Genomic DNA, 20,925 nt, shown 5'->3' on the forward strand with positions numbered 1-20,925 from the left:
CGGAGCCGAGGTGTCGGGTGGCCGGGGTCACCCCGCGGGGGTGACCTGCTGGAGCAGCCTGCCTTCCGCGTAGGTGAGGGCGGACCGGGGCAGCGCGCCCTCGCGTCCGCTCAGCAGCACGGTGAGAGTGCCGGTCGCCGGGGCCTCGGGGGTGGGCCGCTCACCGAGGCGGCGCATGGCCTGGGCGGCGACCGCTCCGGCGGAGCCGTGCAGGACGAGCGGCGGCAGGCCGGGGCGCTGCACCGCGGCCCGGATGCGTTCGGCGACCAGTTCGTAATGGGTGCAGCCCAGGACGACGGTCGTCACCTCGTCCGGGGTGAGTTCGGCGGCGGCGGCGACGGCGGCGTCGATCGCGTTCTCGTCCGCGCGTTCCACGGCCTCCGCGAGCCCCCAGCACGGCACCTCGGCGACGTCGACGCCGCCGGCGAAGTCCTGGATCAGGTTCCGCTGGTACGGGCTGCCGGTCGTGGCGGGGGTCGCCCAGATCGCCAGCGGTCCGCCGCCGGCCGCGGCCGGCTTGATCGCCGGGACGGTGCCGATGACGGGCAGGACCGGTTCGAGGCGGGCGCGCAGGGCGGTGAGCGCGTGCACGGTCGCGGTGTTGCAGCCGACGATCAGGGCGTCGGGCCGGCGCGCGGCGGCCGCCTCGGCGACGGCGAGGGCGCGGGCGGTGAGGTCCTGAGGGGTCCTGGGCCCCCAGGGCATGCCGTCGGGATCGAGGGAGAGGACGAGATCGGCGTCGGGGCGGAGGCGCCGTACCGCTGCGGTGGCCGCCAGCAGGCCGATTCCGGAGTCCATGAGCGCGATCTTCACCCGGTCACGATAGACGATGGGCCGTGTCCGGCCGCCCGTCCGGGGCAGACTGCGCACGTGAGCGCCCTTGTCTGGACCGCCGTCGTCTCCCTCGCCGCCTGGCTGTGGCTGCTGCTCGGGCAGGGCTTCTTCTGGCGTACGGACGTCCGGCTTCCGCCCCGGCGGGAGCCGGAGTCGTGGCCGTCGGTGTGCGTGGTCGTTCCCGCGCGGGACGAGACGGCGGTACTGCCCTTGAGCCTGCCGTCGCTGCTCGCCCAGGACTATCCCGGGCGGGCGGAGGTCTTCCTCGTCGACGACGGCAGTACGGACGGCACCGGGCGGCTCGCGCGTGAACTGGCGGACCGGCACGGCGGACTGCCGCTGACCGTGGGTTCGCCCGGCGAGCCGCCGGACGGCTGGACCGGCAAGCTCTGGGCGGTACGGCACGGGATCGGCCTGGCACGCGCGCGTGCGCCCGAGTATTTCCTGCTCACGGACGCCGACATCGCGCACGCGCCCGACAGTCTGCGCCGGCTGGTCGCGGCGGCCCGCACCGGCGGGTTCGACGTCGTCTCGCAGATGGCGCGGCTGCGCGTGGAGAGCACCTGGGAGCGGATGATCGTGCCGGCGTTCGTGTACTTCTTCGCGCAGTTGTATCCGTTCCGCCGGATCGGGCGGGACGGGTCGCGGACGGCCGCGGCGGCCGGGGGCTGTGTACTGCTGCGTGCAAAGACGGCCGGGCGGGCGCGGATCCCGGACGCCGTCCGGCAGGCCGTCATCGACGACGTGGCGCTCGCGCGGGCGGTCAAGGCCGGCGGCGGACGGATCTGGCTGGGGTTGGCGGACGGGGTGGACAGTGTGCGTCCGTACCCGCGGCTGGACGACCTGTGGCGCATGGTGTCGCGGAGCGCGTACGCGCAGCTGCGGCACAGCGCGGTGCTGCTGGCGGGTACGGTCGCGGGTCTCGCGCTGGTGTACCTGGTGCCGCCGGTGGCGGTGGTCGCGGGGCTGGTGGCGGGGAGTACGCCGGCCGTGGCCGCCGGTGCGGCTGCCTGGCTGGTGATGGCGGGGACGTACGTTCCGATGCTGCGCTACTACCGGCAGCCGCTGTGGCTCGCTCCCCTGCTGCCGTTCACCGCGTTCCTGTACCTGCTGATGACGGTCGACTCGGCGGTGCGGCACCACCGCGGGCGGGGTGCGGCCTGGAAGGGCCGCACCTACCCGCGTCCGGGCGCCGTGCCCGACCCCGACGAGGGCTGAACCGGCGGCCCGTCAGGCGTCATGAGGCGTCAGGACGTCTCATGCCCGGCCTGGCATCTTGTGCCGCCGAAGCCGCTGCCGGCCGGGGATCACTTGCGGCCGGGGGTCCAGTTCATGCCCCAGCCGTAGACGCGGTCGACGGTGCGCTGCGGACTGACGCCCCGCTCGGGCACCAGGTAGCGGGCCTCGCGCTGGACGACGAGGTCGCCACCGGTGTTGGTGATGAGGGCGAGGGCACACACCGTCGAGGGAACGGTGCACTCGTCGAGCGAGAAGTCGATCGGGGCGCCGTGCTGCGGCTGGAGGGTGACCGTGGCGTGCAGGTCGGCGAAGGAGCGGGCGCCCTCGTAGATGGTGACGAAGACGAGGATGCGGCGGAAGTGCCGCTGGTGGTCGAGACTGACGGTGAGGTTCTCGCCGGAGTCCACGACGCCGGTGCGGTCGTCGCCGTCGAGGTGGATGAAGGGGGGCCGCTGCAGTGCCCCGTACGCGTTGCCGAGGGCCTGGACGACTCCCTTGCTGCCGTCGCTGAGTTCGAACAGGGCGCACAGGTCGAGGTCGAGGTCGGAGTGCATGGCGACCGGACGGCCCAGCTTGCCCGCCCAGCCGGAGAACTGCTTACGCACCTGCCAGTTGAGGTTCACCCGCAGGGCGCCCGAGGTTCCTCCCTGTTTGGCCAGCGAGACGGAGGGGGCGGCCTTGGTGAGCGTCACCTTGGTGAGCCGGACCGGCGACGCGGCGGGAGGCGCGGCCGACGGAGGAGGGGTGGCCGGCCGAGGCGGCGGGGCGGTGACCGGGAGCGCCGGGGGCGGAGGCGGTGGAGCGACCGCCGGGGAGGCAGGGGCGGTGTGCTGCGGCTCGTCGACGGTGATGCCGTAGTCGGTGGCCAGGCCCTCGAGTCCGCTGCTGTAGCCCTGTCCGACGGCACGGAACTTCCAGGCACCCTGGCGGCGGTAGAACTCGCCGAGCACGAAGGCGCTCTCGCTGGTGGCGCCCGTGCTGTCGAAGCGGGCGGCGACGGTGCCCTGCGCGGCGTCCTTGACCTCGATGTACAGGCCCGGGATCCGGCCGAAGGCGCCGCCGTCGCAGGAGGCCGCGAGGATCACCGTCTCGATGCCGGGCTCCACGCGCGCGAGGTCGACGAGGACGGTGTCGGTGACCTGCCCGCCGGCGTTCCGCTTGCCCTCGTGCCGGACGGCTCCGGAGGAATGGGCGGGCTGGTTGTAGAAGACGAAGTCGCTGTCGGAGCGGACCTTGCCGCCGGCCAAGAGGAGCGCGGAGGCGTCCGCGTCGGGCACTCCGGGGCCGGTGCGCCACCCCAGTTCCACACGGAGCGCCGTGGTCGGCACCGGCGTGTTCGATCCCTTCGGCATTGACATGTCCGCCCCCATCACGTGTCACCTCGCCAGGCGATACCCGGCATGCGTCGTGTTCCGTCCGCACAACCTAATACCCGCGCGCGGCAACTCCCACGGGGCATGCGCAGAGAGGCCGATCACCGCAGGCAACCCCGTCGGAACTCGGCCTTTACCAGACAGTCATCCGAACATACAGCCGTTTCATCCAAGTTCGCCCGAATTAGCTATCCCAGGGTACGTCGGGCACGGAAAACAACCCTCTTATCGGTCTCCCCAACCAGCACATCGTGGGCTTAACTTATGGCCATGACCTCCCCCCGCTCCACTTATGGCGGCGGCTACTACTCCGCCTCCTTCCCGGACACCCCGATCTACGACTCGCTCGTGGCCGAGCGGGGCACCCCCCAGATCGCTCCGATCCGGGTCCCCTCCGCCTATGACGCGCCGGGCAGTCATCTGCCCGCGCTTCCTTCGGCGTTGCCCGCGCTCCCGGCGGCTCCTTCCCAGCCCGCCTACGGGTACCCGCAGGCACAGCAGCCGGCGCCGCTCCAGCAGGCGCACTCTCCGTACATCCCGCAGCAGGCCACCGCGCCGCGCGGATACCCCGGCCCCCAGCCGCAGCAGCCGCGTCCCGTCGCTCCCGGTGCGGGCTACGAGGCGATGCGCCCCGCGGCCCCGCGGCCGGCGCCGGCGCCGTACCAGGACCCGTACAACAACCAGCAGTACCGCGGGTACTGAACGGTGTCCGGTGCTCGCCGGGTACCGGACACCGAGCCGTTCCGGACGGTGAGCCCCGGGCCCTGAGCCGTCCCGCGGGCCGCAGCCCTCGAAGTCGTCGCCGGCTGGCACGATGACTCCATGGGGAACACGGTGCTGCGCTCGATTCACATCCATCCGGTCAAGGCCTTCCGGAGCCTGCCTCTCCGGGAGGTCGTCGTGGAGCCCTGGGGGCCGGCCGGAGACCGGCGCTGGATGCTGATCGACGACGGGGGAAGGGTCGTCACACAACGCAGGCATCCGCGCCTCGCGCTGGCCGCTGCCGAGCCGCTGCCCGGCGGCGGTCTGCGGCTGTCCGCGCCCGGCAGGGACCCGGTGACAGTGGCCGTGCCCCCGCCGGCAGGCCCCACCGAGCGGGTGGAGATCTTCCGCGACAAGATCGACGTGGTGCCGGCCGAGGACGACGCCGTGCACGCCTGGTGCAGCGCCTTCCTCGGCGCCGAGGTACGTCTGGTGCACCTGGACGACCCCGCCACGCGCCGGCCGGTGGACGCGAGGTTCGCGCTGCCGGGCGAAACGGTCAGCCTCGCCGACGGCTATCCCCTGCTGCTCACCACGACCGCGTCCCTCGACGCCCTCAACGCCCTGGTCGCCGGGGGTGATCACGCCGGCGAAGGGCCCCTGCCCATGAACCGCTTCCGGCCGAACCTGGTCGTCGGGGGCACCACCGCCTGGGCCGAGGACACCTGGTCGCGCATCACGGTCGGCGAGGTCGCCTTCCGTGTCGCCAAGCCCAGCGGGCGGTGTGTGGTGACGACCACCGACCAGCGCACCGCCGAGCGCGGCCGGGAACCCCTGCGTTCGCTCGGAAGGCACCGCCGGTTCGGGGACAAGCTGGTGTTCGGGCAGAACCTGGTGCCGCTCGCACCCGGTACGGTCCGGGTCGGCGATCCGGTCACGGTCCTCGCCTGACGGACGGCCGGACGCCGTGATGCCGTGCAGGCCCTGCGCGTGTGCGGGGACCGCTCCCCGGGTCCGCCCGTCGGCCTTTCCGGAAAGTCACCGGGAGAGCCCGGGGCGACGTCGGGGTGACGCCCCCACTCTCTTCGGCGGAGCACCGGGCAATCCCCGCCGGGGGTTGCCCCGGGATGGTCGCGGACGGGCAAAGGGGGTGCGCCGGTGCGGGTGACCGGCGGGCTCCGGCGCCGACGGAACCGTCCGTCGTGCCGCCCGAGGGCCTGGGACCTGTTCGAGGGCCGGCCGGCGCTCGTGGCGCCGCCGCCCGCTCTCGTCGCCGCTCCGCTCCCCGGTTCCCCGCCGGGGATGCCGCCGAGGACGCTCTTCAGCGTTCCGTGCGCGAACAGCACACGGCACACCACCGGGTGCGGGCCACAGTGCCACGGGTTCTCGCGCCCGCCCGTGCGGACATCGCCCCGGAGGACAACACCTCCGGCCAGGCCCTGCGCACCCGGGTCATGGCCCGCTGGAGCACCCCGGACGGCACCGGGCACCACGGCCCGGTCCTGGCGCGCCCGAACGGCCCGCGGCCGGGCGCGCGCTTCCCCCTGCGGACCGACGCCGGGGCCGCGCAACGGCCTGCCCGCCGGCCACCGCGATCGCGACGACGCACGCCGCGCCCACCGGCTTCGGCGCGACCCCGATCACGGCGGCCCTGGCCGATGGCGCGAGACGGCCGGTCCTCCGGCCCATGCTCCGGCGCCGGCACCCGGTCCCGGACCACGCATGGGACAAAGCGGGCCCCGGCCCGGGCAGGGCCGGCGCCTGAAGCCGACGGCCTTCCGCCTCTGGTCAATCCGGCGGCCGTGCGCACGCTACGGTGGTCCGGCCGAAGGAATCGACGACAAACCCGCGTACAACAAGGTGGGGGCACAGCTACGCCATGGCACAGGGCACGGTCCAGGTGACGCACACCGGCACATCGCGGTGGCGGCGCCGCACAGGTGAGTACGCGTCGCTCGCCGCCGCCCTGGAGGCCGCGGCCGAAGGCGACGTCCTCACCGTCGCTCCCGGCACCTACCGGGAGAACCTCGTCGTGGAACGGGCGGTGACCCTTCGTGGTCCCGAGGGCTCGTCCGGATCGGTGCGTATCGCGCCCCTGGACGGGGTTCCGCTGACCGTGCGCGCTTCGGCGGTGGTCCAGGACCTCCATGTGGAGGGGCAGGACGCGGCGGCGCCCGCCCTGCTGGTCGAGGACGGCACCCCGGAGCTGCGGGACATACGGGTGGTCACCCGGTCCGCGGCCGGCATCGAGGTGCGCGGCAGCGCCCGGCCGACGGTCCGCCGCTGCACGGTCGACAATCCGGCGGGAATCGGCATAGCCGTGCTCGACGGCGGGGGCGGAGTGTTCGAGGAGTGCGAGGTGGTCGCCGCGGGGCAGGCGGGCATCGCGGTGCGCGGGGGCGCCCGCCCCCGCCTGGAACGCTGCCGCGTGCACCATGCCGCGGGCTCGGGCCTGACCGCGACCGGGGACGACTCGGCGCTCGAGGCGGTGGGCTGCGAGGTCTACGAGGTGCGGGGCAGCGGTGTCCAGATCACCGGCCGGGCGACCGCGCACCTCACCGACTGCGATGTGCACCGCACCACCGGCGACGGGGTCACACTCGACACCGACGCGGTGCTGACGCTGGCCGACTGCCGCATTCACGACATCCCGGAGAACGCGGTCGACCTGCGGTCCCGCTCCGTGCTCACCATGACCCGCACCACCGTGCGGCAGTTCGGCCGCAACGGCCTGTCGGTGTGGGACCCGGGCACCCGCGTGGACGCCAACCAGTGCGAGATCTTCGACAGCACCGGCGACTATCCGGCGGTGTGGGTGAGCGACGGCGCCACCGTCGTCCTGGACTCGTGCCGGGTGCACGACGTGCCGGACGCCCTGTTCGTCCTCGACCGCGGTTCGCGCGCGGACGTGGTCGACAGCGACCTGACGCAGGTGCGCAACACCGCCGTGTCGGTCAGCGACGGCGCCACCGCCCAGCTCGACGACTGCCGGATCCGGGAGGCCGCCACGGGAGCCTGGTTCCGGGACCACGGCAGCGGTGGCACTCTCAGCAACTGCACCCTGGACGGGATGCAGACCGGCGTGATCGTCACCAAGGGCGCGGACCCGACCGTCGAGCGCTGCACCATCGACTCCCCGGCGGAGGCCGGTGTCTACGTCTCGGCCGGCGGCCGGGGAAGCTTCCTCGACTGCCGGGTCACGGGCAGCGGCGGCTACGGCTTCCACGTGATAGACGGCAGCCGGACGACGCTGCGCAAGTGCCGCACGGAACGCTGCGCGCGCGGCGGGTACGAGTTCGCCGAGAGCGGCGCGGCCCCCGGCGCGGGGGGCCCGCTGATGGAGGACTGCACCACCGACGAGAGCGGCAGCCTCACGTCGCCGGCGGCGCCGGAGCCGGTCGTGCAGACCACAGGTCACTCCCCCGGCCTGCTCGGAGCCCTGCCCGGGCAGCCGGCCGAGCGGACGCCGCCCGGGTCGGCGACCGGGCCGAAGGACAAGGAGCCGCGCCCGTCGAAGAGCGTGCTCGGCGAACTCGACGCGCTGGTGGGCCTGGAGAGCGTCAAGCGGGAGGTGCGGGCCCTCACCGACATGATCGAGGTGGGCCGGCGCCGGCAGCAGGCGGGGCTGAAGGCCGCGTCCGTCAAGCGTCACCTGGTCTTCACAGGTTCCCCGGGCACCGGCAAGACCACGGTCGCGAGGCTCTACGGCGAGATCCTCGCCTCCCTCGACGTGCTGGAGAAGGGGCATCTGGTCGAGGTCTCGCGCGTCGATCTGGTCGGTGAGCACATCGGGTCCACGGCGATCCGTACCCAGGAGGCGTTCGAGAGGGCGCGCGGCGGCGTGCTGTTCATCGACGAGGCGTACGCGCTCTCCCCCGAGGACTCCGGGCGTGACTTCGGCAAGGAGGCCATCGACACGCTCGTGAAGCTGATGGAGGACCACCGGGACGCGGTCGTGGTGATCGTCGCGGGGTACACCGCCGAGATGGAGCGGTTCCTGTCCGTCAACCCGGGTGTGGCGTCCCGTTTCTCACGGACCATCACCTTCGGTGACTACGGGGCCGAAGAGCTGCTGCGGATCGTGGAGCAGCAGGCCGAGGAGCACGAGTACCGGCTGGCACCGGGTGCCTCGGAGGGCCTGCTGGAGTACTTCACGGAGCTCCCCAAGGGCCCCGCCTTCGGTAACGGCCGTACCGCGCGGCAGACGTTCGAGGCGATGGTGGAGCGGCACGCCGGCCGGGTCGCCCAGCTGCCGGAGCCGAGCACGGACGACCTGACCCTGCTCTACGCCGACGACCTGCCCGAGCTGCCCTGACCCAGGGCCTGTCGCACCCTGCGTTCAGGGCCTTCGCACCAGGCCCTGGCCGACGCGCGGACGCGTCACGGCCCCCTGGCCCCTCACCCGGCGGGAGCCCGTGAGCCGGTGCGGGCGCCGTCGCCGGGTTCCTGCGTGTGCCGCGGTGCCGGGACGTCCGGCCGCAGCCGGGCGAGCAGCCGTCGGCGTTCCTCCGCGAAGGCCGGGTCCGCCTGGTAGTCGGAGTGGCCGAGAATCGGTGCGGGCAGCGGATGACTCTCGGTGCGGCCGTACGCCAGCGGGTCCTTGAGCGGAGGGCGGTCCACCTCGGGGCCACGGTCGCCGGGCAGCCGCACCGGGCCGCCGATGGGATCGGTGCGGCGGTGGAGGTTGCGCCAGCAGTCGACCTCCTGGTGCAGGGTGCCGAGCGCGTCCGCTCCGAAGTGGGCGGGGAACCAGCGGCCGTACAGCCGCTCCAGCGGGGATCCGTAGGTGAGCAGGGCGATGCGTCCCCGGGTGGGCGGGGTGAGCTGCCAGGCCGCGGCGGCGGCGAGGACGCTGCCCTGGGAGTGGCCGGAGAGCACCAGGCGTCCGCCGGTGGCCCGCGTCCAGGTCTCGATCCGCCAGGTCAGGTCGGGCACCGCGCGTTCGGCGTAGCAGGGCGGGGCGAAGGGGTGGGCGGCGCGCGGCCAGAAGGTGCCGACGTCCCACAGGATGCCGATCGTGCGCCGTGCGGAGGAGTCCTTGTAGGCGCGCCGGCCCCAGGTGACGAACAGTATGAAGCCGAGTCCGATCAGCCAGGAGCCCAGCGCCTGCGCCGTCTCGGCCGCACCGTGGACGGCGGCGTGGGTGCCCTGGGCTGCCTCGCCGGGCGTACGGCCGGTGGTCAGGGCGCCGACGAGGGCGCCCGCGCCCAGCAGCAGGGTCGCGGCGGAGGTGACGGCGACGATGCGGGGGCCCCGGTCGGTGAGGGAGGCCATGGCCCGGGCGTTGGCGATCCGCCGGGTGCGGGCGGGGTCGCCGGTCTCGCCCGGGAACTCGCGTGCCACGACGGCACACTCCTCGCGGGCGATGTGCCAGGCACGCCGGGCCAGCCAGCAGCAGAGCCCGAGGATCAGGACGAGCAGCGGCGGGATCACGGACGCCTGCCAGGTCAGGACCACTGGCGGCCCCGGGATCGACGCCCCGGTGCCGTCCAGCCAATCGGCGACGCGTTGGGCCACGCCGCCGGACATCACGCCGCCCAGCGCACAGGCCAGCATCGCGACGGCCGGTCCGGCCAGGCCCCGCATGGCGGCGCGCCGGTCGGGGGCGCTGCGGTGCAGGGCGTGGGCGACACCGGCGAGGACGATCACGAGCAGGCCCTGGGCGAGGGTGATCGCGCCGAAGGTCATGTCGCCGGGCAGCCGGCCGGCCGATTCCCAGCCGGGGCGGCGCCATCCGGCGTACAGGAGGGTGACGGCGAGCAGGAGCAGCGCGGTGAGGGGCAGCAGACGCAGCAGGCGTGCGTCGAGGGTGTCGTCCAGACGGCGGTCGGTGCGGCCGCGGCGGCAGACCACCCACACCACGACGGCCGCGGCGGCGAGCAGGGACGCTCGCAGGAGCGGGCCGAGGACGGCCAGTGCCTCGGATCCGCCCGGTGCGCGGTCGTGCCGGGCGGCCGCGGGGGCGAGTGCGAGTGCGACGGTGAGCAGTCCGGCGGCGGTGTGCGCGGCTCGCAGTCGGGCGACCAGGCGACGGCCGTACCAGAAACCGGGCCGGTTCAGGGCGACGGGGCCGTCGTCCTCGGGCGCGCTCTCGTGGGGCATCGGCTGCTGGGACTCGTACGCGCTCCAGGTGCGCAGGGACAGGTACCACAGCAGCCCGGTCAGGGCGGCGGGCACCAGGGCGGCGAGGGCGAGCCGGCGTCCCGGCTCGCTCCACCAGCCGCCGTCCGAGGCCTCGGGCGAGAGGAAGCCGAGCCAGGAGTGCCGGTCCGCGCACGCCTGTGTGCCCGCGCACTGCCAGGCCGCCAGGTCGAGGGCTACCTCGCATGCCGCCGCGACGAGCAGCACCGTCAGGCTCAGTCCGGCGAGCCGCACCAGCAGTCCGTACAGCCGGGCGAGGCGTCTGCGGTCCCGGCCCGTCGGGCGCATCCAGTGGGCGAGGTTGACCACCATGAAGGGCAGCAGTAACAGCCACAGGGCGCGGGTGCCGTTCCCGGAGGTGAGGTTGCACCAGACGTAGGCCTCGGGGACCGGCCCGTCCCGGTGGCCGGCGGGTTTGTGCTCCGCCCGGACGTCGTCGGCGCGCCGGAACACGGCGGCGACGTCGTCGCCGGTGATCCGCACGGTGCGCGGATCGTTCAGCATGTCCTTCGGGGTGGCGCCGCCCACCCCGTGGACCAGGAGTTCCAGGGCGGTTCCCGCGTCCTTCGGCCGCTCGGCGGGGCCGTCCACGATCTCGCCCCGCTCGGCGGATCCGCCTTCCCGCTCAGGTTCCACTGCTTCGCACTTCCCCCGTGACACGCCGTCGGATCCGTCCGTGCGGGCAACAGGATCCCCCTGTCCGGAGCGGGTGACACCCCTCCTCACGGAATTCCTCCGAGCCGGGTGACGAACGGGCGGCCCACGGGACAATAATGGCATGTACGCGATAAATCACCGGGTGCACCGCGCTTGCCCCGGCATGCGAGGATGGGACGCCGACGCACCGGCGACGGGCGGAACGTGCCAGTCGGGCCGGGTGCGCGGGGCGTGTCGGACGGCTTGGCGGCGAAAGGACCGGAGCGTACGTGAGCGAGAATCAGAACCTCCTCGCGGAGCAGCGGCGCACCCTGATCCTCGACGAGGTCCGGCGCCGCGGCGGAGTCCGGGTCAACGAACTGACCCGCAAGCTGGGCGTGTCGGACATGACGGTCCGCCGCGACCTCGACGCCCTCGCCCGCCAGGGCGTGCTGGAGAAGGTGCACGGCGGCGCGGTCCCGCTGGTCGAGGCCAGCACCCATGAGCCCGGCTTCGAGGCCAAGTCCGGTCTGGAGCTGAGTGCGAAGGACGACATCGCACGGGCGGCGGCCGAACTGGTCTCCCCGGGCGCGGCGATCGCCCTCTCGGGCGGCACGACGACGTACGCGCTGGCGAATCAGCTGCTGGACGTGCCCGACCTCACCGTGGTCACCAACTCGGTACGGGTGGCGGACGTCTTCCACGCGGCGCAGCGCACTTCGGGCCCCCGGCAGGGCGCGGCCACGGTCGTTCTGACCGGTGGCGTGCGCACGCCGTCCGACTCGCTGGTGGGGCCGGTGGCCGACCAGGCCATCTCGATGCTCCACTTCGATCTGCTGTTCCTCGGTGTGCACGGGATATCGGTCGAGGCCGGGCTGTCGACGCCGAATCTCGCCGAGGCCGAGACGAACCGGCGTCTGGTGCAGTCGGCGCGGCGGGTGGTCGTGGTCGCCGACCACACCAAGTGGGGAACGGTGGGCTTGAGTTCGTTCGCCTCCCTGGACCAGGTGGACACGCTGGTGACGGACTCCGGACTGCCTGCCGAGGCCCGCGGCGAGATCTCCGAGCACCTGCCGCGGCTGGTCGTGGCGGGCGAGCCCGAGGAGCCGGCGGAACCCTCGGAGGCCTGACCGGCCTCCGGCACTCGGCCGGGATCACGCGACCGTGGGCAAAGAGGGGCGGCCGCCGCCGGTCCGGCCGGACTCCCGCCGTCAGTCCGGCCAGGCTCCCGTGCGCAGCAGCGTCTCGATCGTCGCCGTGTACGGAGCGACGTCCAGGCCCTGACCTGTCAGCCAGGCGTCCGAGTAGTACTTGTCGAGGTAGCGGTCCCCCGGGTCGCACAGCAGCGTCACCACGCTCCCCTGCCGCCCCTCCGCCACCATCTCCGCGACGATCTTCAACGCGCTCCACAGCCCGGTGCCGGTGGATCCGCCCGCCTTGCGGCCGATCACCTGTTCGAGAGCCCGTACGGCGGCGACGGCGGCCGCGTCGGGGACCTTCATCATCCGGTCGATCGCGCCGGGCACGAAGCTCGGTTCCATCCGGGGCCGGCCGATGCCCTCGATGCGGGAGCCGCGGTCGCAGGTGACGTCCGGATCGCCGGTGGTCCAGCCCTCGAAGAAGCAGGAGTCCTCGGGGTCCGCGACGCAGATGCGGGTGTCGTACTGCATGTAGTGGACGTAGCGGGCAAGGGTAGCCGAGGTGCCGCCGGTGCCGGCCGTGGCGACGATCCAGGCGGGCTCCGGATGAGGCTCCAGCCTCAGCTGGCGGAAGGTGGATTCGGCGATGTTGTTGTTTCCCCGCCAGTCCGTGGCGCGTTCGGCGTAGGTGAACTGGTCCATGTAGTGGCCGCCGGTCTCCGCCGCGAGGGCGGCCGACGCCTCGTACATGCTGCGCGGGTCGTCCACGAAGTGGCACCGTCCGCCGTGGAACTCGATCAGGCGGCACTTCTCGGCGCTCGTCGTGCGCGGCATGACCGCGATGAAGGGCACCCCGATCAGCTTCGCGAAGTACGCCTCGGACACGGCCGTCGAACCGCTGGACGCCTCGATCACCGGACGGCCCGGACGGATCCAGCCATTGCACAGTCCGTAGAGGAAGAGCGAGCGGGCGAGCCGGTGCTTGAGGCTGCCGGTCGGGTGCGTCGACTCGTCCTTGAGGTAGAGGTGCACGCCCCACCGCTCGGGCAGCGGAAAGCGCAGCAGGTGGGTGTCGGCCGACCGGTTGGCGTCGGCCTGGACCCTGCGCACGGCTTCTTTCAGCCAGTCGCGGTAGCCGGGGTCGCTGTGGTCGGCGTCGAGAGTGATGCCGACCGGGGACCGCTGGGACTGCTGGGGCTGCTGGGACTGTTGGAAAGTGCTCACGACAAGGCTCCTCACGCTGGACGCCGACGGCGTCCAGCGCGGCCGACACACCGATCATAGGACCCTGTGAACCGCCCCTCACCTGCATAAACACCCCTTTGGGCGGCTCAAAGGAAGCCCTGGGGCCCCGCCCGGACGCCCTTTCCCCGCATCCGACGAGGGGACGGGGGGCGCATTCACGCGAGTGCTTCGGACACCCCCGGGAAGGGACCCGCGCGTACTGGTGCTCGACGGCGGGGCCGGGCAGACTGCCCGCGGAGCAAGGTTCCGGACGGGGGCACACTGGATCAGGACATGAGCCGGCCCGCGGAGCACGGTCCGGTACACCGACGCGCACGAGGGGGCAGGGCATGGCCGAGCCGGAGTTCACGGCCAGGGGCGTGCGGATCGGCAGACGGCTGCGGTCGCTCACCCGGGCCGGGCAGGTCCGGATCAGCGACGGCAGGCTCGAGCTGCTCACCAGCTACGGAAGCGAGATCGACAGCGCGCCGGTGCAGGCCGTGCGCGCCTCCCGGCCCTGGTTCGCCCCGGCAGGCCGCGCCCTGGCCGATCTCAACGGCCACCGGTACCTGTTGACCCTGGGTGACCACGACCCGGCGCCGGGCGAGCCGGGGCCGCCCGCGGCGCGCCGCTTCGTCGAAGCCGTACGCCGGGCATCGGGGCACGGCGCCTGAGATGCCCGCGAGTTGCGCCGCCCCAACCCCTGCGTCACGCTGTTCTCACGTCACTCTGGGTTTACCGGCGATAACGCTGCGAACCAGCCCGCCGGCCACGACAGCAGGCGGCCACGTCACGCAGGCACCCTGCTGGATCCGTACTCCGTGTTCTTCCGGACGTCCGTCCGGACCTGACACCGGGGAGTCGCAGCTGTGATCACTCACCCAAGCAGACACTGCACGGTGGAGCTCCAGGCTCTGCCGTCAAGGATCGGCCAGGTCCGCAGAATCGTATCTGCACAATTGCGTTACTGGCATATGGACGCCTTGATAGACCGGGCCTCACTCGGTGTGACGGAGCTGTTGTCCAACGTCCACCGGCACGCCCAGCCCGACAAGACCTGCACGGTCGAGCTGGAGGTGCTGCTCGACCGGCTCAAGGTCTCGGTGCACGACCACGACCCGCGGTTGCCGGTCATCGGGGACGCCGCTCCGCTCGCCACCTGTGGGCGCGGGCTCGCGATGGTGGCTGCGATGAGCGAGAGCTGGGGCGCGCTGCCGGACGGCGAGTCCGGCAAGGTCGTGTGGTTCACGCTGCCGGCGCCGTCCGGGGCTCCCGTCGTGGACTGGGACCGGTATCCGAGGATCACCACCCCCGAGCGCGCCGCGCACCGGTTCGCGGACGTCACTTTCGTCGAGCACGCCGAGCACGCCGTCGAGGGCCACCGGCCCGAACCTGCTCCCGCCCGGTCCGCCGTTGCCGGCTGACCGGGCGGTGCCCTCCTCCCGTACGGGAGGCCCCACTCGGCGGCGACCGCCCGCAGTACGTCCGTGCGGGCCGGGCGCAGCCCTGCCGGGGCTCGGGCCATGAGACCCGCCCGGACCACCACGTGGCGGTCCGGCCCTGGGAGCATGCCGCCCCGCCCTTGCCGTGCCGGCCGCACTCCTCGTCCGGGGCGGACGGCCGACGCCCGCACTCGTCCTCGTCGATCTCGCCGGGGGCGAAGGGACGACCGGGCGCCGCGAGGGGTGAGTCGTCCGTCACCGTCGGCCCGCCGTCGCCGAGCACGCCGAGGTCTGTGTGATCGTCCGACTCCTCGGATGCGCGCGCCGACTTGTTGTCGTCGTACGGCCGGCGGCACTGTGCGTATCCCCGTGGAAGTACGCGGGACAGCGGCGACTGCTTCCGGCCCGGGGCCATGGCCGGCGCCGGGGCGGAAGCGGCTTTCCCCCGGGGCCGGTGACGGGCCCGGGAGGTGGGCCCGTTCCGCTCCGGGCACCCGGCACTCAGGTGGACGGCTGGTCGCTGTCCTTCATCGCGCCCCAGCCGTGCCAGCGTTCGACCTCGATCCAGGCGCTGACCCGCGGCCGCACCCGGTCCGGGTACGGATTGCCGGTGTAGTGCCGTGAGAGGCGGTCGATGTCGGCCAGGCCCTCGTCGTCCTTCAGTTCGACGACGCGGCCGATGAGGGTGACGTGGGTGTACCAGTCGTCCTCGGCCAGCACGGTGAGTGTGACCCGCGGGTCGCGGCGCAGGTGCTTCAGGCGGACCCGGCCTTCGTCGAGGCTGATCAGCACACGGCCGTTCTCCCAGACATACCAGGTCGGGGTGGAGACGGGTGTTCCGTCGGAGCGGAGCGTGGCCATGACACAGGGATTGGGACGGCCCAGCAGGACGTCGGCCTGGGGCGGCAGCGGGGGCTTGGACATCACGGACTCCTCGATGGTCTGGTCTTCGGTCGGAGGTGCTTCAAAGGTGCTGCGGGCGGGTTCCCCGATGTGGTGTACGGGTGCTCGGGGGGGGGAGGGTCTGCGGGCCGGGAGCGCGGGCCGGTCCCGGTGGGGCGCTCAGGCCGGCGGCCGGTCGAAACTGGCGTAGTAGGCGGCGGCCATGTCCTCGTCGCCGTGGCCCTGGGCGGCGGCGCGTTCCATGCGCTCGGCTCCGGCGGCGGCCACGTCCAGGCGTACGCCGTTCTGTTCGCCGGCCCGGACGATCAGCCGGGCGTCCTTGGCGGCGGTGTTCACGGCGAACTGGGCCGGGGACAGCGGTCCGTCGAGGATCAGCCCCGCCTTGGCGCGCAGGTAGCCCATGTCGAGCGGCCCACCGTCGATGAGGTCGAAGAAGCCGCCGGGCTCGACGTCCAGTGCCTCGGCCAGGGCGAGGGTCTCCCCCACGGCCGAGGTGACCGCGAGGACCCAGCTGTTGGCCACCAGCTTGAGCCGGGTGGCGCTGCCGGCCGCACCGTCCTCCCCGGTCCACACGGTGCGGGCACCGACGGCCTCGAACACCGGCGTCACCGTGTCCCGGCCCTCGGCGGGTCCGGCGGCGAGCACGGTCAGCTGTCCGGCCTCGGCTGGCTGACGGGTGCCCAGCACCGGGGCGTCGTAGAAGAGCAGGCCGTGCTCGCGCGCGAAGCCGGCCAACCCGGCGACGCCTTCGGGGCCGGCGGTGGTGGACTGCACCCAGACGGTGCCGTGCCGCAGCGCGGGTGCGGCCTGCCGCATGGTCTCCAGGGTGGCGGGACCGTCGTACAGCATGGTCAGGACGACGTCGGCGGGCTCGACCGCCTCGGCCGGGGTGCCGGCGATGTGCACGCCGTCGGCCGCGAGCGGATCGGCCTTGGCACGGGTCCGGTTCCAGGCGCGGACGGTGTGGCCGGCACGGGCGAGGCTGCGCGCCATCGCCGCCCCCATGATGCCGGTCCCCAGGACGCTCACGGTGAGCTTGTCGGTCATGACCTCGGCCTTCTGTCGGTCGGTCCGGTCCGTACGACACGGGGCCGCCCGCGGACCCGTGTCCGCGGCCCGTTCGCACGGCCCGTTCGTGCCTCGTGGATCATTGTGCGACGACCTGCGGAGGGTGCGCCTGTCGGCCGGGCGTCCGCCGTACCACCTGCCCTTGCGCCGGCCGGTTACGCCAGGGTCCCCAGAGGGTCGTCCAGGACAGGCTGCCAGGCCAGTTCGGCGGCACCGACCAGGCTGTTGTGGTCCAGGGCGCAGGCCAGGATCGGGACGCCACCGCTGCGGCCCCACAGGCTGCGGTCGGCGACGACGGCACGCAACCGGTCCGGGGCTGCGTCCAGAAGGGTGCCGTGCAGGCCACCGAGGATGATCCTGTCCGGGTTGAGGATGTTCACCAGGCCGGCCAGTCCCAGCCCCAGACGGTCGACGAGGGTGGCGACGGCGGAGCGGACGGCCGGGTCGTCGTAGTGCTCGCGGATCAGTGTGTCGGCCTGTTTCAGGAGGGACATCTCGGGGCCGGGTTCGCGGCCGGCCGCGGTGAGGAAGGCCAGCGGGTCCGCCTCGACGTCCAGGCAGCCCCGGCTGCCGCAGTGGCAGGGACGGCCGCCGGGGTTGACGGCGACATGGCCGACCTCGAGGGCGAGGCCGGAACTGCCGGTGTGCAGGCGGCCGTCGAGTACCAGCGCGCCGCCGACGCCCCGGTGACCGGTGGCCACGCACAGCAGGTCGCGCGCGCCGCGCCCGGCGCCGTGCCGGTGCTCGGCGAGAGCGGCGAGGTTGACGTCGTTCCCCGCGAAGGCGGGGCCTTCGAGGCCGGCGGCGCGCACCTGCTCGGCGAAGATCTCCCGCACCGGGGCGCCCTCGGACCAGGCCAGGTGCATCGGGTTGAGGGCCAGCCCTTCGGGTTCGGCCATCGCGGACGGCACGGCGAGCCCTGCTCCGACGCACCGGCGCCCGGTCTCCCGGAGCAGGCCGACGCCGGCCGCGACGACGGACCCGAGCACCTTCGCCGGGTCGGCGTCGATGACCTCGCAGCCGGGGGCGGTGGCCACGATCCGGCCGCCGAGGCCGACCAGGGCGGCCCGGAAGCCGTCGGCGTGCACCTGCGCGGCCAGCGTCACCGGGCCGTTCTCGGCGACCGAGAGCCGGTGCGAGGGGCGGCCCTGGGAGCCGGCCGCCGCGCCGGGCCTGGCGTCGACCCGGATCAGGCCGAGCGCCTCCAGTTCGGCGGCGACCGCGCCTGCCGTCGCCCGTGTCACGCCCAGCTCCGCGGTGAGCACCGCGCGGGTCGGCGCGCGTCCGGTGTGCACGAGCTCCAACGCGGGGCCGAGCGCACCGCGTCCCCGGTCCAGCCGCGTCCTCGAGGTGGTTCCTTCCCCCGCCGGCCGGGGGTCCGCCTTCCCGCTCATGAGGGCGAGTCTCCCATGATCGCGACCGCGTCCGGTTACCAGCCGCTGACCCGGAGTGTGATGTTCAGCCTCCCGGTGAGCCCCAACTCCGTTGGTGCCGTGCCCGCGTGCACGCGTGGGACCCCGTGGTAGGCGAGCCGCGACTGCCCGCCGAAGACGAACAGGTCACCGCTGCGCAGCTCGACGTCCGTGTAGGGGCGGGTCCGGGTGCCGGGGTTGCCGAAGCGGAAGACGCAGGTGTCGCCGAGGCTCAGCGACACCACGGGCGCGTCGCTCTTTTCGTCGCTGTCGCGGTGCATGCCCATGCGCGCGTCACCGTCGTAGAAGTTGATGAGCGCGATGTCGTACGCGGCCCCCGACGCCGCCCCGGTTCCCAGCGCGTCCCTCGCCGCGCGGCGTCCGAGTTCGCCGAGGCGGGCGGGGAACGGCTTGACCGGGGCGCCGTCGCCGTCGACGACGGTGCTCGCGTAGCCGTACGGGTACCAGTGCCGGCCCAGGCACACCTGCCGGGCGGTCATCGTGCCGCCGCCGGGGGTGCGGACCGTGCGCAGCCCGGCGGGCGGGCGGGCCCACGCACGGCACGCGTCGAGCAGGGTGCGCTGTGTCCGGGCGTCCAGCCAGTGCGGCACGTGCACCGCTCCGGGCGCGATCTCGGCCCGGGTCCGGGGGAACAGTTCGCCGTCCATGGTTCCCATCGTGCCCGACGGTTCCCCTCCCGCCCCACGGCTCGTCTCCCGCCCGACACTCTTTGAGCTGCGGCTCGGCTAGCCTGGTCCACACGATGAACGACCGTATGACGACTGCGTGGGGTGCGCCGGTCCTGGCCCGCTTCCCCGAGGATCCCCGCGGCAGGCTGCGCGCCTGGGACGCCTCCGACGAGTACCTGCTCGGGCATCTCGACCGGGAAGAGGTGTCGCTGGACGGCACTGTCGTGGTCGTCGGGGACCGGTGGGGGGCGCTCGTCACCGCGCTCGCCGCCCACCGGCCGACGCAGATCACCGACTCCTGGCTGGGGCAGGAGGCGACCCGCGCGAACCTGGCACGCGCCGGGGTCGGGCCCGGTACGGTGCCGCTTCTCACCACGCAGGACCCGCCGCCGGGCCGGATCGACGTGCTGCTGGTGCGGGTGCCCAAGAGCCTGGCGCTGCTGGAGGACCAGTTGCTGCGGCTGGCGCCCGCGGTGCACGAGGGCACGGTCGTCGTCGGGGCCGGCATGGTGAAGGAGATCCACACCTCGACGCTGAACCTCTTCGAACGGATCATCGGCCCCACCCGGACCTCCCTCGCCGAGAAGAAGGCGCGGCTGATCTTCTGCACCCCGGACCCGGCGCTGGTCCGTCCCGCCGGTACCTGGCCGTACAGTTACCGGCTGCCCGACGGTATCGGCTCGATGTCCGGCCGGACCGTCGTCAACCACGCGGGGGTCTTCTGCGCGGACCGGCTCGACATCGGTACCCGGTTCCTCCTCCGGCATCTGCCACAGCCGTCGGATCGGCCGGGGCTTCGGGTGGTGGACCTCGGGTGCGGCAACGGCGTCGTCGGTACGGCGGTGGCGCTGGCCGACCCGCGGGCCGAAGTGCTGTTCGTGGACGAGTCGTTCCAGGCGGTGGCGTCCGCGGAGGCGACCTGCCGGGCCAACGGCGTACCAGGGCATTCCGAGTTCCGGGTCGGCGACGGTCTGACGGGCGTGCCGGACTCCAGTGTCGACCTGGTGCTCAACAATCCGCCGTTCCACTCCCACCAGGCGACAAGCGACGCCACCGCCTGGCGCATGTTCACCGGCGCCCGGCGCGCCCTGCGGGCGGGTGGTGAGCTGTGGGTGGTCGGCAACCGGCATCTGGGGTACCACGTGAAGCTGCGACGGTTGTTCGGGAACAGCGAAGTGGTGGCGAGCGACCGGAAGTTCGTCGTGCTGAAGGCCGTGAAGCGGTAAGCCGCCCTCCGTCCTGGGCCGTCGGCCCGGGACGGTTCAGTGGGCGGTGAGCGTTTCGAGGACAACCCCCACCGCGCGGGTCATCGCTTCGCGGCCCGCGGTCAGGTAGCCGCGGGGGTCGACCGCTTCGGGGCGGGCGGCGAGGAAGTCGCGGATGGCGCCGGTCATGGCGATGTTCAGCGCCGTGCCGATGTTCACCTTGGCGATGCCCGATCCGACGGCGGCGGTGAGTTCGGCGTCCGGGAGGCCGGAGGAGCCGTGCAGGACGAGGGGGACGTCCAGGGCGGCGGACAGGCGTCCGAGGAGGGCGTGGTCGAGGGCGGCGGTGCGGGTGGTCATCGCGTGCGTGGTGCCGACGGCGACGGCGAGCGCGTCCACGCCCGAGCCGGCGACGAAGGCGCGGGCCTGGTCGGGGTCGGTGCGGGCGCCGGGTGCGTGGGCGTCCAGCGGGGGCCTGCCGCCCTTGCCGCCGATCTCCCCCAGTTCGGCCTCGATCCACAGACCCCGGGCGTGTGCCCAGTCGACGGCCGCCCGGGTCGCCGCGAGGTTCTCGGCGTACGGCAGCCGGGCCGCGTCGTACATGACGGAGCCGAAGCCTGCGTCCGGGGCCTGGCGCAACAGGGCATCGCTCTGGACGTGGTCGAGGTGCAACGCGACGGGCACGGCGGCACGTTCGGCGGCGGCGACAGTGGCACGGGCGAGCGGCAGCAGGTGGCCGCAGTGGAACTTCGCCGCGTTCTCACTGACTTGGAGGACGACGGGTGCGTTGGCCGACTCGGCGCCGGCGATCACGGCTTCGACGTGTTCCAGCGTGATGACGTTGAACGAGGCGACGGCCGATCCGGCCGTGACGGCGCGGCCGACGAGTTCGCCGGTGGTGGTGAGGGGCACGGCCTG

At 73.4% G+C, this 20,925-nt stretch carries 17 protein-coding genes; 8 read left to right on the forward strand and 9 right to left on the reverse strand.

The features are described 5' to 3' along the window. Positions 1-27: 27 nt before the first annotated feature. The gene (locus ACWZEH_RS02735; protein WP_456195358.1) at positions 28-813 is read right to left on the reverse strand and encodes a glutamate racemase; all 786 of its coding nucleotides are present in this window, start codon (positions 811-813) and stop codon (positions 28-30) included. A 57-nt stretch (positions 814-870) separates the two neighbouring features. Here ACWZEH_RS02735 and ACWZEH_RS02740 point away from each other — a divergent pair, with 57 nt between their 5' ends. Beyond that, on the forward strand, positions 871-2,052 hold the full coding sequence (locus ACWZEH_RS02740; protein WP_456195359.1) for a glycosyltransferase: 1,182 nt from the start codon (positions 871-873) through the stop codon (positions 2,050-2,052). 89 nt (positions 2,053-2,141) lie between these two features. On the opposite strand, the gene ACWZEH_RS02745 is transcribed toward ACWZEH_RS02740, so the two are convergent. Further along, positions 2,142-3,425, reverse strand: coding sequence for a TerD family protein (locus tag ACWZEH_RS02745; protein WP_456199408.1), 1,284 nt, complete (start codon positions 3,423-3,425; stop codon positions 2,142-2,144). Positions 3,426-3,716: 291 nt separating this feature from the next. Between ACWZEH_RS02745 and ACWZEH_RS02750 the strand changes: the two genes are divergently transcribed. From ACWZEH_RS02750 to ACWZEH_RS02760, 3 genes are all read left to right on the forward strand, one after another. Beyond that, positions 3,717-4,148, forward strand: a complete 432-nt coding sequence (locus ACWZEH_RS02750) for a DUF6643 family protein (RefSeq protein ID WP_456195360.1) — start codon at positions 3,717-3,719, stop codon at positions 4,146-4,148. A 120-nt stretch (positions 4,149-4,268) separates the two neighbouring features. Next, positions 4,269-5,099 carry an MOSC domain-containing protein gene (locus ACWZEH_RS02755; RefSeq protein WP_456195361.1) on the forward strand — a complete coding sequence of 277 codons (831 nt, stop codon included), beginning with the start codon at positions 4,269-4,271 and terminating at the stop codon, positions 5,097-5,099. Between the two features lie 928 nt (positions 5,100-6,027). Further along, positions 6,028-8,463, forward strand: coding sequence for a right-handed parallel beta-helix repeat-containing protein (locus tag ACWZEH_RS02760; protein WP_456195362.1), 2,436 nt, complete (start codon positions 6,028-6,030; stop codon positions 8,461-8,463). A gap of 83 nt (positions 8,464-8,546) precedes the next feature. Here the strand turns inward: ACWZEH_RS02760 and ACWZEH_RS02765 are convergent, their stop codons facing one another. Continuing rightward, positions 8,547-10,793, reverse strand: coding sequence for a hypothetical protein (locus ACWZEH_RS02765; protein ID WP_456199410.1), 2,247 nt, complete (start codon positions 10,791-10,793; stop codon positions 8,547-8,549). Positions 10,794-11,215: 422 nt separating this feature from the next. On the opposite strand from ACWZEH_RS02765, the gene ACWZEH_RS02770 reads away from it, so the two are divergent. Continuing rightward, on the forward strand, positions 11,216-12,055 hold the full coding sequence (locus tag ACWZEH_RS02770; protein ID WP_456195363.1) for a DeoR/GlpR family DNA-binding transcription regulator: 840 nt from the start codon (positions 11,216-11,218) through the stop codon (positions 12,053-12,055). 81 nt (positions 12,056-12,136) lie between these two features. Here ACWZEH_RS02770 and ACWZEH_RS02775 read toward each other — a convergent pair whose 3' ends face one another. Beyond that, positions 12,137-13,288, reverse strand: a complete 1,152-nt coding sequence (locus tag ACWZEH_RS02775; protein WP_456195364.1) for a PLP-dependent cysteine synthase family protein — start codon at positions 13,286-13,288, stop codon at positions 12,137-12,139. Between the two features lie 350 nt (positions 13,289-13,638). On the opposite strand from ACWZEH_RS02775, the gene ACWZEH_RS02780 reads away from it, so the two are divergent. Together ACWZEH_RS02780 and ACWZEH_RS02785 are read left to right on the forward strand one after the other, a co-directional pair. Beyond that, positions 13,639-13,962 carry a hypothetical protein gene (locus ACWZEH_RS02780; RefSeq protein ID WP_456195365.1) on the forward strand — a complete coding sequence of 108 codons (324 nt, stop codon included), beginning with the start codon at positions 13,639-13,641 and terminating at the stop codon, positions 13,960-13,962. Between the two features lie 195 nt (positions 13,963-14,157). Next, positions 14,158-14,712, forward strand: coding sequence for an ATP-binding protein (locus ACWZEH_RS02785; protein WP_456195366.1), 555 nt, complete (start codon positions 14,158-14,160; stop codon positions 14,710-14,712). Positions 14,713-15,231: 519 nt separating this feature from the next. On the opposite strand, the gene ACWZEH_RS02790 is transcribed toward ACWZEH_RS02785, so the two are convergent. The 4 genes from ACWZEH_RS02790 to ACWZEH_RS02805 form a co-directional block, all read right to left on the reverse strand. Then, on the reverse strand, positions 15,232-15,654 hold the full coding sequence (locus tag ACWZEH_RS02790) for a PPOX class F420-dependent oxidoreductase (protein ID WP_456195367.1): 423 nt from the start codon (positions 15,652-15,654) through the stop codon (positions 15,232-15,234). Between the two features lie 138 nt (positions 15,655-15,792). Next, positions 15,793-16,680: an NAD(P)-dependent oxidoreductase gene (locus ACWZEH_RS02795; RefSeq protein ID WP_456195368.1), complete on the reverse strand. Its 888-nt coding sequence runs from the start codon at positions 16,678-16,680 to the stop codon at positions 15,793-15,795. 176 nt (positions 16,681-16,856) lie between these two features. Continuing rightward, positions 16,857-18,095: an ROK family protein gene (locus tag ACWZEH_RS02800; RefSeq protein WP_456195369.1), complete on the reverse strand. Its 1,239-nt coding sequence runs from the start codon at positions 18,093-18,095 to the stop codon at positions 16,857-16,859. A 35-nt stretch (positions 18,096-18,130) separates the two neighbouring features. Then, complete coding sequence (locus tag ACWZEH_RS02805) at positions 18,131-18,781, reverse strand: alpha-ketoglutarate-dependent dioxygenase AlkB family protein (RefSeq protein ID WP_456195370.1); 651 nt, start codon at positions 18,779-18,781, stop codon at positions 18,131-18,133. Positions 18,782-18,888: 107 nt separating this feature from the next. Between ACWZEH_RS02805 and ACWZEH_RS02810 the strand changes: the two genes are divergently transcribed. Further along, complete coding sequence (locus ACWZEH_RS02810; protein ID WP_456195371.1) at positions 18,889-20,028, forward strand: methyltransferase; 1,140 nt, start codon at positions 18,889-18,891, stop codon at positions 20,026-20,028. A 36-nt stretch (positions 20,029-20,064) separates the two neighbouring features. On the opposite strand, the gene ACWZEH_RS02815 is transcribed toward ACWZEH_RS02810, so the two are convergent. After that, complete coding sequence (locus ACWZEH_RS02815) at positions 20,065-20,919, reverse strand: class II fructose-bisphosphate aldolase (protein WP_456195372.1); 855 nt, start codon at positions 20,917-20,919, stop codon at positions 20,065-20,067. Positions 20,920-20,925: the final 6 nt, after the last annotated feature.

This window comes from Streptomyces yamdrokensis (genome assembly GCF_053890455.1).

Bases quoted from the DNA above. Each gene is read 5' to 3' on its own strand.
- ACWZEH_RS02790 (WP_456195367.1), bottom strand. From the start codon at position 15,654: ATGTCCAAGCCCCCGCTGCCGCCCCAGGCCGACGTCCTGCTGGGCCGT.
- ACWZEH_RS02810 (WP_456195371.1), top strand. From the start codon at position 18,889: ATGACGACTGCGTGGGGTGCGCCGGTCCTGGCCCGCTTCCCCGAGGAT.
- ACWZEH_RS02760 (WP_456195362.1), top strand. From the start codon at position 6,028: ATGGCACAGGGCACGGTCCAGGTGACGCACACCGGCACATCGCGGTGG.
- ACWZEH_RS02795 (WP_456195368.1), bottom strand. From the start codon at position 16,680: ATGACCGACAAGCTCACCGTGAGCGTCCTGGGGACCGGCATCATGGGG.
- ACWZEH_RS02765 (WP_456199410.1), bottom strand. From the start codon at position 10,793: ATGCTGAACGATCCGCGCACCGTGCGGATCACCGGCGACGACGTCGCC.
- ACWZEH_RS02745 (WP_456199408.1), bottom strand. From the start codon at position 3,425: ATGCCGAAGGGATCGAACACGCCGGTGCCGACCACGGCGCTCCGTGTG.
- ACWZEH_RS02755 (WP_456195361.1), top strand. From the start codon at position 4,269: ATGGGGAACACGGTGCTGCGCTCGATTCACATCCATCCGGTCAAGGCC.
- ACWZEH_RS02750 (WP_456195360.1), top strand. From the start codon at position 3,717: ATGACCTCCCCCCGCTCCACTTATGGCGGCGGCTACTACTCCGCCTCC.
- ACWZEH_RS02805 (WP_456195370.1), bottom strand. From the start codon at position 18,781: ATGGACGGCGAACTGTTCCCCCGGACCCGGGCCGAGATCGCGCCCGGA.
- ACWZEH_RS02780 (WP_456195365.1), top strand. From the start codon at position 13,639: ATGGCCGAGCCGGAGTTCACGGCCAGGGGCGTGCGGATCGGCAGACGG.
- ACWZEH_RS02800 (WP_456195369.1), bottom strand. From the start codon at position 18,095: ATGAGCGGGAAGGCGGACCCCCGGCCGGCGGGGGAAGGAACCACCTCG.